Origin of the sequence: Pseudomonas fluorescens (assembly GCF_900636825.1) — a bacterium.
GTDB classification, from domain to species: domain Bacteria; phylum Pseudomonadota; class Gammaproteobacteria; order Pseudomonadales; family Pseudomonadaceae; genus Aquipseudomonas; species Aquipseudomonas fluorescens_BG.
On record NZ_LR134318.1, the window covers coordinates 5536237 to 5548337 of the forward strand.

Annotated in this window: 8 protein-coding genes; all 8 read left to right on the forward strand. The window is 60.4% G+C overall.

The genetic code is table 11. The annotated features are described in order from the left end of the window. Positions 1–302 precede the first annotated feature (302 nt). The 8 genes from betI to EL257_RS25395 all read left to right on the forward strand — a co-directional run bounded on the left by betI (position 303) and on the right by EL257_RS25395 (position 11886). On the forward strand, positions 303–896 hold the full coding sequence (gene betI, locus EL257_RS25360; protein WP_126367186.1) for a transcriptional regulator BetI: 594 nt from the start codon (positions 303–305) through the stop codon (positions 894–896). Between the two features lie 88 nt (positions 897–984). Next, positions 985–2457 (forward strand): betaine-aldehyde dehydrogenase, encoded by a 1473-nt coding sequence (gene betB, locus EL257_RS25365; protein WP_126367188.1) that lies wholly within the window; start codon positions 985–987, stop codon positions 2455–2457. Between the two features lie 136 nt (positions 2458–2593). Then, positions 2594–4297, forward strand: a complete 1704-nt coding sequence (betA, locus tag EL257_RS25370) for a choline dehydrogenase (RefSeq protein ID WP_126367190.1) — start codon at positions 2594–2596, stop codon at positions 4295–4297. Positions 4298–4575: 278 nt separating this feature from the next. After that, complete coding sequence (locus EL257_RS25375) at positions 4576–6018, forward strand: TldD/PmbA family protein (RefSeq protein ID WP_126367192.1); 1443 nt, start codon at positions 4576–4578, stop codon at positions 6016–6018. Next, complete coding sequence (locus EL257_RS25380) at positions 6018–7355, forward strand: TldD/PmbA family protein (RefSeq protein ID WP_126367194.1); 1338 nt, start codon at positions 6018–6020, stop codon at positions 7353–7355. Before EL257_RS25375 ends, EL257_RS25380 begins: the two co-directional genes overlap by 1 nt. A gap of 148 nt (positions 7356–7503) precedes the next feature. After that, entirely contained in the window at positions 7504–8931 is a 1428-nt protein-coding gene (gene mdtD / locus EL257_RS25385) for a multidrug transporter subunit MdtD (RefSeq protein ID WP_126367196.1), read from the forward strand. 280 nt (positions 8932–9211) lie between these two features. Next, a complete protein-coding gene (dbpA, locus tag EL257_RS25390; protein ID WP_232013126.1) occupies positions 9212–10549 on the forward strand; it encodes an ATP-dependent RNA helicase DbpA in 1338 nt (445 codons plus the stop codon). Positions 10550–10707: 158 nt separating this feature from the next. Continuing rightward, entirely contained in the window at positions 10708–11886 is a 1179-nt protein-coding gene (locus EL257_RS25395) for an NAD(P)/FAD-dependent oxidoreductase (RefSeq protein WP_126367204.1), read from the forward strand. The last annotated feature ends 215 nt before the right edge of the window (positions 11887–12101 follow it).

Sequence of the window (12101 nt, forward strand, 5' to 3'; positions counted from 1 at the left end):
TGGCGTTGCGTATTCGCTTTCGTGGCCTGAGGTGACGGACATTCATCCGAAACCTGGCCCCGAGCGTCTTGCCCTTTCAACACGTCCATCGAATCGCGAACCGCGCCATGCCCCACGCAGGTTTCGAGCCGTTTCAGGTGTCGGTTTTAATCGTCATCACGCGTAGGAATTTTCTGTAGGCAGCGACGAATTGTCGCAGATCTTATTCTTTGTTGATTGAACGTTCAATCAAAACAAAATAGACTGGCCCTCAATCCGATCGGCGTCATTCGCCCCTCGGAAGGCCTAAGGAGATGTGCAAGATGCCCAAGGTCGGTATGCAACCCATCCGCCGCCAACAATTGATCGAAGCCACTTTGCAGGCGGTCGATCAGGTCGGAATGGGGGACGCCAGCATTGCGCTGATCGCCCGTTTGGCCGGTGTCTCGAATGGCATCATCAGTCACTACTTTCAGGACAAGAACGGCCTGATCGCCGCCACGATGCGGTACCTGATGACCGCCCTCAGCGAGAGCGTCACCGCGCGCCGTCAGGCGCTGGCAGATGACAGCCCGAGGGCGCATCTGCAGGTGATCATCGAAGGCAACTTCGACGCCAGCCAGGTCAATGGCCCGGCAATGAAAACCTGGCTGGCCTTCTGGGCCACCAGCATGCACCAGCCGTCTTTGCACAGGTTGCAGCGGATCAACGATCACCGTCTGTATTCCAACCTGTGCTGCCAGTTCCGCCGCGCGTTGCCGCTCGAAGATGCGCGCAATGCCGCCCGTGGCCTGGCAGCGTTGATTGACGGTTTGTGGTTGCGCGGCGCGCTGTCGGGAGACGCTTTCGACACGGCGCAGGCGCAACAGATCGCTTACGAATACATGGATTTCCAATTGGCCAAGCAGGTGAGTTAGAGCACACAGAAACCGCTCGACCCCTGAACGCCACCGCAGCGTCATCGCGGTGGTCAACGCCAACCACCAATGCACTTGCGAGGACACTATGGCCCGTTTCGAACTGCAAAAACTCTACATCGATGGCGCGTACACCGACGCCGGCAGCGACGCCACCTTCGAAGCCATCAACCCGGCGAACGGTGAAGTCCTCGCACTGGTGCAACGTGCGACCAAAGACGACGTCGAGCGCGCTGTGGTCAGCGCCGAAAAGGGCCAGAAAATCTGGGCTGCGATGACCGCCATGGAGCGTTCGCGCATCCTGCGTCGCGCCGTCGACATTCTGCGCGAGCGCAACGATGAGCTGGCTGCGCTGGAAACTCTGGACACCGGCAAATCCTTCTCCGAAACCAAGTACGTCGACATCGTCACCGGCGCCGACGTGCTGGAATACTACGCAGGCTTGGTGCCCGCCATCGAAGGCGAGCAGATCCCGCTGCGTGACACCTCGTTCGTTTATACCCGTCGCGAGCCGCTGGGCGTGGTCGCCGGTATCGGTGCGTGGAACTACCCGATCCAGATCGCGCTGTGGAAATCCGCGCCAGCTCTGGCTGCCGGTAACGCGATGATCTTCAAGCCAAGCGAAGTCACTTCGCTGACTACCCTGAAACTGGCCGAGATCTACACCGAAGCCGGCGTGCCGAACGGCGTATTCAACGTCCTGACCGGCAGCGGCCGTGAAGTCGGCACCTGGCTGACCGAGCACCCACGCATCGAGAAAATTTCCTTCACCGGTGGCACCGACACCGGCAAGAAAGTCATGGCCAGCGCTTCGGCATCGTCGCTGAAAGACGTGACCATGGAACTGGGCGGCAAGTCGCCGCTGATCATCTGCGACGACGCCGACCTCGATCGCGCCGCCGACACCGCGATGATGGCCAACTTCTACAGCTCCGGTCAGGTCTGCACCAACGGCACTCGCGTATTCGTACCGGCGCATCTGAAAGCCGCGTTCGAAGCCAAGATCGTTGAGCGCGTTGCCCGCATCCGCGTCGGCAACCCGGAAGACGAAAACACCAACTTCGGTCCGCTGGTCAGCTTCGCCCACATGGAAAGCGTGCTGGCTTACATCGAGAAAGGTAAGGAACAAGGCGCGCGCGTACTGTGCGGCGGCGGTCGTCTGACCGACGGCGAATTCGCCAAGGGCGCATTCGTTGCGCCGACCGTGTTCACCGACTGCACCGACGACATGACCATCGTTCGCGAAGAAATCTTTGGCCCGGTCATGGCGATCCTCTCCTACGAAACCGAAGAAGAAGTGATCCGCCGCGCCAACGACACCGACTTCGGCCTGGCCGCCGGCATCGTCACCAAAGACCTGAACCGCGCCCACCGCGTGATTCATCAACTGGAAGCCGGTATTTGCTGGATCAACGCCTGGGGCGAGTCCGACGCAAAAATGCCGGTCGGCGGCTACAAGCAGTCGGGCGTGGGCCGGGAGAATGGGATCAGCTCTCTCAATAACTTCACGCGCATCAAGTCCGTGCAAGTCGAACTGGGTGATTACGCCTCAGTGTTCTGAGGAGCCACAAGCGGCAAGTTTCAAGCTGCAAGTAAAAGCAGTTTGGGCTTGTCGCCCTCCCCGATTTCGAAGCCACCGCTCGCTGCTTTTCCTTGCAGCTAGAAGCTAGTGGCTTGTAGCTCCCGCAGGAGAATTTATGACTCAAGAATACGACTACATCATCATAGGCGCCGGTTCTGCAGGTAACACACTTGCCACCCGTCTGACTGAAGACGCAGGCGTCACCGTTCTGCTGCTCGAAGCCGGCGGCCCGGATTACCGCCTCGACTTCCGCACGCAAATGCCCGCCGCGCTGGCGTTTCCGCTGCAGGGTCGCCGCTACAACTGGGCCTACGAAACCGATCCAGAGCCACACATGGACGGTCGCCGGATGGAATGCGGTCGCGGCAAAGGCCTCGGCGGTTCGTCGTTGATCAACGGCATGTGCTACATCCGTGGCAACGCGATGGACTACGACGGCTGGGCAAAACTGCCGGGGCTGGAAAACTGGTCGTATCTCGACTGCCTGCCGTACTTCCGCAAAGCCGAAACCCGTGACATCGGCCCGAACGATTACCACGGTGGCGACGGCCCGGTCAGCGTGACCACGCCGAAAGCCGGCAACAATCCGCTGTTCCACGCCATGGTTGAAGCCGGCGTGCAGGCCGGTTACCCACGCACCGAAGACTTGAACGGTTATCAGCAGGAAGGCTTCGGCCCGATGGACCGCACCGTGACGCCGAACGGCCGCCGTGCTTCCACCGCTCGTGGCTACCTCGACGTCGCCAAGAAGCGCTCGACCCTGACCATCGTCACCCACGCGCTGACTGACAAGATCCTGTTCGAAGGCAAGCGTGCGGTCGGCGTGCGTTACCTGGTCGGCGACGCTGAAGAACGCGTTGAAGCCAAGGCACGCAAGGAAGTCTTGCTGTGCTCCGGCGCCATCGCATCGCCGCAGATTCTGCAGCGCTCCGGTGTCGGCCCGGCAAAACTGCTGGAAAGCCTCGACATCCCGGTGGTTCACGATCTGCCGGGCGTCGGTGAAAACCTGCAGGATCACCTCGAGCTGTACTTGCAATACGCCTGCACCCAACCGGTTTCGCTGTATCCGTCGCTGCTCTGGTACAACCAGCCGGCGATCGGTGCGCAGTGGCTGTTCAACGGCACCGGCATTGGCGCCAGCAACCAGTTCGAGGCCGGCGGTTTCATTCGCTCGCGTCCGGAATTCGAATGGCCGAACATCCAGTACCACTTCCTGCCGGTGGCGATTAACTACAACGGCAGCAACGGTGTGAAAGAACATGGTTTCCAGGCGCACATGGGTTCGATGCGTTCGCCGAGCCGTGGCCGCATCCAGGTCAAATCCAAGGATCCGCGCCAACATCCGAGCATCCTGTTCAATTACATGGCTACCGAGCAGGACTGGCAGGAATTCCGCGACGGCATCCGCCTGACCCGCGAGATCATGCAGCAGCCGGCACTGGACGCGTTCCGTGGCCGCGAAATCAGCCCGGGCATCGAAGTGCAAACCGATGAGCAGCTTGATCAGTTCATCCGCGAGCACGCCGAAACCGCATTCCACCCGTCGTGCTCGTGCAAGATGGGCACCGACGAGATGGCCGTGGTCGATGGCGAGGGTCGTGTGCACGGCATGCAGAGCCTGCGCGTGGTCGATGCCTCGATCATGCCGATCATCACCACCGGCAACCTGAACGCGCCGACGATCATGATCGCCGAGAAAATCGCCGACAAGATCCGCGGTCGCCAGCCACTGCCGCGCAGCACCGCTGCTTACTACGTCGCCAACGGCGCGCCGGTGAAAGGAAAGCCGATGCGGGATATCACCCCAGTTGCTCAGTAAGACATAACTCCGCGTCACGGCTCATCGCTGGCAAGCCAGCTCCCACAGGTTTTTGCGTCGTACACACATATTGTGTTCACCAAAAACCTGTGGGAGCTTGGCTTGCCAGCGATGAGGCCTTCACTGCCAGCACTTCTTTCCCTGACTCACAGTAAAACCTCCTACACCCCCTCTTCACTTGATCCTACCCCCACGCAGGCCTACTCTAGACCTCGCGAAACCGCATCACCCCTCCCCGCTGTTGCCATGCCGCTACTCCAATACAAGGAGGTTCTCGAATGTTCGATTTCCACCCCCAGCTCAAGCAGCGCTTCGCTGCCTTGCGCACGGGCGCCGAATTTTTTTCCCTGCGGTATGTACGCGAGTCCGGCCAGTACTTGTCGGTGCGCAAGAACGTCGCCGAGCCGCCGAGCCTGAGCCGCGACGAAGGGGCGATGCTCACGGTGCGCGTCAATGGCGTCGAAGCTTATGCCGCGACCAATGACCTGTCGCAGCACGGCCTGCAAGCCGCCCTCGAACGTGCCGAACACCAAGCCCGCCGGCTCAAGCCGCACGCCTTGCTCGATCTGCGCGAGCAGCCGGTCTCCAGTGACCGCGCCGATTATTTTTCGCCCAACCTCGAACGCCCTTTTCCCTCGCTGAGCGAATGTTTCGATCTGCTCGGCGCAGAATCCGCCTCGGTGCCCAAGGATGAGCGCCTGGTGAACTGGCAAGTGAGCATCGGCATTACCCACGTCGAGCAGATCTACCTGAGCAGCGCCGGCGCCGAATTGCGTCAAGCCCAGCGCTTCGTCTATCCGGGCCTCGACGTCACCGCTTATGACGGCAACGACAGCCAGACCCGCAGCCTCGGTCGCGAGAACTTCGGCCAACAGGGCGGCGCCGATGTCATCAGCCGTTGCGGTCTGATCGGCGCCGGTCCGCAAGTCGCCGATCAGGCGCTGCAATTGCTGCTCGCGCCGAACACCCCGCAAGGCCCGCGCGATCTGTTGCTGATGCCCGATCAAATGATGCTGCAGATCCACGAATCCATCGGCCATCCACTGGAACTCGACCGTATTCTCGGCGATGAGCGCAATTACGCCGGCACCAGCTTCGTCAAAACCAGCGATCTCGGCAGCCTGCAATACGGCTCGAAACTGCTCAACGTGACGTTCGATCCGGGCATTCCCGAAGAGCTGGCGAGTTACGGTCATGACGACGAGGGCAGCGCGGCCAGCAAGCAATTCCTGATTCGCGATGGTCTGTTGCTGCGACCGTTGGGCGGTGCGCTGTCGCAGTATCGCGCCGGCCTCGACGGCGTTGCCAACAGTCGCGCCTGCGGCTGGAACCGTCCGCCGATCGATCGCATGGCCAACCTCAATATCGAACCGGGCGAGCAGACGCTGGAACAGATGATCGGCGGCATCGAGCACGGCATTTTGATGAGCACCAACCGTTCATGGTCGATTGACGATGCGCGGAACAAATTCCAGTTCGGCTGCGAATGGGGCCAGTTGATCGAGAATGGTGAACTTAAAGGCGTGGTGAAAAATCCCAACTACCGGGCGATTTCCGCGCACTTCTGGAAAAGCCTGCGCGCCGTCGGCGATGCCAACACCGTCAAGGTGCTCGGTACGCCAAATTGCGGCAAGGGTGAACCAAACCAGGTGATCCGCGTCGGCCACGCTTCGCCGGCCTGCGTATTCAGCAACATTGATGTGTTTGGGGGAGACGCCTGATGAGCATTTCGAAGAGTCAGTCCGACGCCTTCAAGGTCATGGTCAACTGGCTGCGTGACAGCGTGCGCGAGCCGGAACAATTCACCCTTAGCCATGCCGCCGAATCCTCGGCGTTCGTGCGCTTCAATCACGCCAAAGTGCGTCAGGCCGGGCAAGTGCAACAGGCCAACATTGTCCTCAAACTGATCAATGACGGCCGTCACGCCGACCTGCAAATAACTCTTTCCGGGGATCAGGAAGCGGATCTGCAACGCATGGCTGAAGGCCTGCAACAGCTGCGCGAAACCCTGCCGCTGCTGCCCCAGGATCCGTATTTGCTGCTCAATCACAACAGCTGGCAGAGCTCGCACGTACAAGCGCATCCGCTGCCGGACACCGAAGATGTCGTCGGGCAAATCTGCGCCGCCGCTGAAGGTCTCGATCTGGTCGGTTTTTATGCTGCCGGTCCGATCAGCCGCGGTTTCGCCAGCTCTGCCGGCGCGTTCGGCTGGCATGAAGCCAACAGCTTCAATTTCGACTTCAGCCTGTTCCACGAAAACGGCGAAGCAGTGAAGGCCAGCTACGCCGGGCACGACTGGAGCGACGAAGGGTTTGCCCGGCGCTTCGCTCAGGCCCGCGAACAGCTTGAGTTTCTCGGCCGACCGTTACGCACGCTGGCGCCAGGTCAGTACCGCGCGTACCTGGCCCCGGCCGCTTTGGAAGAAATCATGGGCATGCTCAGTTGGGGCGGGTTTTCGGCGCAGTCGATTGCCAGCAAAAGCAGCCCATTGCAGAAACTCTATGTCGGCGATCAGGCGTTCAGTCCGCTGGTGTCGTTGGACGAAAAGGTCAGCGAGTCGCTGAGTCCGGCGTTTTCCGGCGAAGGCTATCCGCGCAGCGATCTGCGGTTGATCGTCGAAGGCAAGGCCGGCGATCAACTGGTCGGCTCGCGCAGTGCGGCCGAATATGGTTTGGCAGCAAACGGTGCGGGTGGCGGCGAGATGCCCAGCGCATTGAACATGGCCGCCGGTGATCTGTCGCAAGAAGAGATTCTCAAGCAGTTGGGCACCGGGTTGTACATCAGCAACCTGTGGTACCTGAACTACTCGGATCAACCGGCGGCACGCATGACCGGCATGACCCGCTTCGCGACGTTCTGGGTAGAGAACGGCGAGATCCAGGCACCGGTCAGCACCATGCGTTTCGACGACAGCGCCTATAACCTGCTCGGTTCGCAGCTGGAGGCGTTGACCAGCGAGCGTGAACTGCTGCTGTCGGCGAGTACGTACAGCCAGCGTAATACTTCGTCATCGCTATTGCCGGGAGCGCTGATCAGCCGACTCACGCTAACGCTGTAACCACCGCAATACCTGTGGGAGCTGGTTTGCCAGCGATGGGGGCATCAGATTCAACATTGTTGTTGTCTGGAAGTCCGCCATCGCTGGCAAGCCAGCTCCCACACTGACCGCGCTCGACTTTGAATATGCACTGACCACACGAGGTTCCATGCCCAACCGCCCGCCTCTCGACGCCATCACCGCCCGCTGGTTGCCGTGGGTCGTCGCCATCGCGTTCTTCATGCAGTCCCTCGACGGGACCATCCTCAATACCGCGCTGCCGGCCATGGCCAGCGATCTGGCCGAAGATCCGTTGCGCATGCAAGGCGTGATCATCGCCTACATGCTCACCGTGGCTTTGCTGATCCCGGCGTCAGGCTGGATCGCAGACCGCTTCGGCACCAAAAAAATCTTCTTCGGCGCGATTCTGCTGTTCAGCTTCGGTTCGCTGCTCTGCGCCTTGTCCAGCAGCCTGAGCATGCTCATCGGCGCCCGCGTCATTCAGGGCCTCGGCGGTGCGCTGATGCTGCCGGTCGGGCGATTGGTGGTGCTGCGCGCCTATCCGCGCTCGGAACTGGTGCGGATCATGGGTTTCATCACCATTCCGGGGCTGCTCGGTCCGCTGATCGGCCCGACCATGGGCGGCTGGATGGTGGAATACGTGACATGGCACTGGATCTTCCTGATCAACCTGCCGGTTGGCGTGATCGGCTGCTATGCGGTGTGGAAGTTCATTCCCGACCTGCGCGGCACTGAACGCACGCGCTTCGATAGCCTTGGCTTCCTGCTGTTCGGTGCGGCGATGATCCTGATTACCATCGCCATGGAAGGCCTCGGCGAACTGCACCTGCCGCACCTGCGCGTGATGTTACTGCTGTTCGCCGGCATGGCGTGTCTGGCAGCGTACTGGCTGCGCGCCGGGCATATCGACAATCCATTGTTCGCGCCGTCGCTGTTCAAGACCCGCACCTTCGCCGTCGGCATTCTCGGTAACCTGTTCGCGCGCCTGGGCAGCGGCGCCTTGCCGTTCCTCGTGCCGTTGCTGCTGCAAGTGGCCCTGGGTTACTCGCCGTCACAAGCGGGGATGAGCATGTTGCCGCTGGCGGCTGCGGCGATGATCGCCAAGTGGGTTGCGCGACCGCTGATCGAACGTCTCGGCTACCGCATCGTACTGACCGGCAACACGCTGGCATTGGGGATCATGCTGGCGAGCATGGGTCTGGTCAGCGAGCAAACGCCGTATTGGCTGCTGTTGTGCCTGCTGGCGGTGCTGGGGGCGATCAACTCGCTGCAATTCACCGCAATGAACACCGTGACCCTGATCGACCTCGACGACGCCAGCGCCAGCAGCGGCAACAGTTTGCTGTCGGTGGTCGCGCAGTTGTCGCTGAGCCTCGGCGTGGCGTGCGCCGGTGCGCTGCTCGGCGGCTTCACTGCGAAGGTCGGCAACGATGGTGTGGAAACCGTGCTTGGCGCTTTCCAGCTGACCTTCGTTACGGTCGGGGTGATGGCGATGCTGGCGGCGACGATATTCTCGCAGCTGTCCAAAGAAGACGGCCGCCGCGCCAAGCGCCCGCAAGAACACATCGAACACTGATGCCGCTGAAGGCTTCGTGTAGGAGCTGCCGCAGGCTGCGATCTTTTGATCTTGTTTTCTTAAAGCAAATCAAAAGATCGCAGCCTGCGGCAGCTCCTGCAGAGGAAGTCACAGGTTTGTGTGCAGTCAGATAGAACCGGGGCGTTATTCAATCGCTGTTCGTCCAGAACTGTCGAGGAAACTGGCACGGGACTGCTACACTGCGCGACATTTTGTTTTGCAGGCCAGTCCCGTGACCACCATCGCCACCGCTTTTAATACTCTGCCGCTGTCCGCCGCCATGCTGGCTAACCTCGAATCACTCGGTTATGCCCAGATGACGCCGATCCAGGCGCAGAGCTTGCCGGTGATCCTCAAGGGGATGGACCTGATCGCCCAGGCCAAGACCGGCAGCGGCAAAACTGCTGCGTTCGGCATCGGCCTGCTCAACCCGATCAATCCGCGCTACTTCGGTTGCCAGGCACTGGTGATCTGTCCGACGCGCGAGCTGGCCGACCAGGTCGCCAAGGAAATTCGTCGTCTGGCCCGTGCCGAAGACAACATCAAGGTCCTGACCCTGTGCGGCGGCGTGTCGTTCGGCCCGCAGATCGCTTCGCTGGAACACGGCGCGCACATCATCGTTGGCACCCCTGGCCGGATCCAGCAGCATCTGCGCAAAGGTTCGCTGGTGCTCGATGGCCTGAACACGCTGATCCTCGACGAAGCCGATCGCATGCTCGATATGGGTTTCTACGACGCCATCGAAGACATCATCATCAAGACGCCGGAACGTCGTCAGACTCTGCTGTTCTCCGCCACCTACCCGGTCGGCATCAAGCAACTGGCCTCGAAATTCATGCGTGATCCGCAAACCGTCAAGGCTGAAGCCTTCCACGACGACACGCAGATCGAGCAGCGTTTCTACGAGATTTCCCCGGAAGACCGCATGAGTGCGGTGACCAAAGTCCTGCACCACTTCCGCCCGGCCTCGTGCGTGGCGTTCTGCTTCACCAAGCAGCAGGTTCAGGAAACCGTTGATCATCTGACTGCCAAAGGCATTTCCGCCGTCGGCCTGCACGGCGATCTGGAACAGCGCGACCGCGATCAAGTGCTGGCGATGTTTGCCAACCGCAGCACCTCGGTTCTCGTCGCCACCGACGTCGCCGCCCGTGGTCTGGATATCGATGCGCTGGACATGGTGATCAACGTCGAGCTGGCGCGTGACTCGGAAATCCACATTCACCGCGTCGGCCGTACTGGCCGCGCCGGCGAGAAAGGCATTGCCATCAGTCTGGTCGCACCCGGTGAAGCGCACCGCGCCCAAGCCATCGAACAGCTGCAGAAATCGCCGCTGAACTGGGATCAGATCGACAATCTGAAATCCCAGGGCCTGGCGCCGCTGCAACCGCCAATGACCACCCTGTGCATCGGCGCCGGGCGTAAAGACAAAGTGCGTCCGGGCGACATCCTGGGTGCATTGACGGGCGAAGCCGGCATTCCCGGCGCGCAGGTGGGCAAGATCGCGATCTTCGATTTCCAGGCCTACGTTGCCGTGGAACGCACCGTGGCCATGCAGGCCCTGCAGCGTTTGAACGACGGCAAGATCAAGGGCCGTTCGCTGCGCGTACGTATCCTGTAAGCACAACGCAACGCCCCTGTAGGAGCTGCCGCAGGCTGCGATTTTTTGGTCTTGATGTTGAAAAGCAAGATCAAAAGATCGCAGCCTCGTTTCACTCATCAGCTCCTACACAGCTCCCGCACAGTTCGTTTTTGGGTGATATTTCAGAGGACACCGTTTTGCGCTCTACCGAAGTCGTGATCATTGGCGCTGGCGCCGCAGGTTTGATGTGCGCGCTGACCGCCGCCGGGCGCGGGCGCCAAGTTTTGCTGCTCGATCATGCGAACAAGGCCGGCAAGAAAATTCTGATGTCAGGCGGTGGCCGCTGCAATTTCACCAACATGTATACCGAACCGAGCAATTTCCTCTCGCAGAACCCGCACTTCTGCAAATCCGCACTGGCGCGCTATACGCAGTGGGATTTCATCGGCATGGTCGGCAAACACGGCGTGCCATACCACGAGAAAAAACTCGGCCAACTGTTCTGCGATAACAAATCCAGCGACATCCTCGAAATGCTCCTGACCGAGTGCGATCAGGCCTGCGTCGAGCTGCACCTGGACACTTCGATTCAGGCCATCGCGAAAGTCGACAGCGGCTATCTGCTCGACACCACCCTCGGCCAGGTCCGATGCCAGTCGCTGGTGATCGCCACCGGCGGCTTGTCGATCCCGACGTTGGGAGCCACCGGTTTCGGTTATCAGGTGGCCAGACAATTCGGCCACGAACTGCTGCCGACCCGCGCCGGTCTGGTGCCGTTCACCATTACCGACCAGCTCAAAGAATTGTGTACCGAACTGTCCGGCACGTCGGTGGATTGCCTGGTCAGCTGCAACGATCAGAGCTTTCGCGAAAATATCCTGTTCACCCACCGCGGCCTCAGCGGTCCGGCGATTTTGCAGATCTCGTCGTTCTGGGAAAGTGGCGACACGGTGGAAATCGACCTGCTACCGGATCACGACGCCGCGAGCTGGTTGCAACAACAGATGGCCGAGCGCCCGAACAGTGAGCTGAAGACCCTGCTCGGTGAAATCTTCACCAAAAAGATGGCCAATCTGCTGGCGGACAACTGGTTTGTTTCAAAACCAATGAAGCAGTACACCCATGCTGAACTGGCGGAGATTGCCGATAAGCTCGGCAGCTGGAAGGTGGTGCCAGCGGGGACTGAAGGCTATCGAACCGCTGAGGTGACCCTCGGTGGCGTCGATACCCGCGAAGTTTCCTCCAAGACCATGGAATCGCTGAAAAGCCCGGGCCTGTACTTTATCGGCGAAGTGCTCGATGTCACTGGTCACCTGGGCGGCTTCAACTTCCAGTGGGCCTGGGCCTCCGGCTACGCCGCCGCGCAGTACGTCTGACCGAAACAACACTCCCCCTGTAGGAGCTGCCGAAGGCTGCGATCTTTTGATCTTGTTTTAAAGATCAAGATCAAGATCAAGATCAAGATCAAGATCAAGATCAAGATCAAAAGATCGCAGCCTTCGGCAGCTCCTACATGGGTTAGCGGGCGATCAAGGAACACTTTTTGCTCTCAGATGTGCTTGGCGCCATTGCGTCGGCGTCATTACTGGCT

Excerpts from the sequence above, each read along its gene's own strand:
- betI (WP_126367186.1), top strand. The coding sequence starts at position 303 with ATGCCCAAGGTCGGTATGCAACCCATCCGCCGCCAACAATTGATCGAA.
- betB (WP_126367188.1), top strand. The coding sequence starts at position 985 with ATGGCCCGTTTCGAACTGCAAAAACTCTACATCGATGGCGCGTACACC.
- betA (WP_126367190.1), top strand. The coding sequence starts at position 2,594 with ATGACTCAAGAATACGACTACATCATCATAGGCGCCGGTTCTGCAGGT.
- EL257_RS25375 (WP_126367192.1), top strand. The coding sequence starts at position 4,576 with ATGTTCGATTTCCACCCCCAGCTCAAGCAGCGCTTCGCTGCCTTGCGC.
- EL257_RS25380 (WP_126367194.1), top strand. The coding sequence starts at position 6,018 with ATGAGCATTTCGAAGAGTCAGTCCGACGCCTTCAAGGTCATGGTCAAC.
- mdtD (WP_126367196.1), top strand. The coding sequence starts at position 7,504 with ATGCCCAACCGCCCGCCTCTCGACGCCATCACCGCCCGCTGGTTGCCG.
- dbpA (WP_232013126.1), top strand. The coding sequence starts at position 9,212 with ATGCTGGCTAACCTCGAATCACTCGGTTATGCCCAGATGACGCCGATC.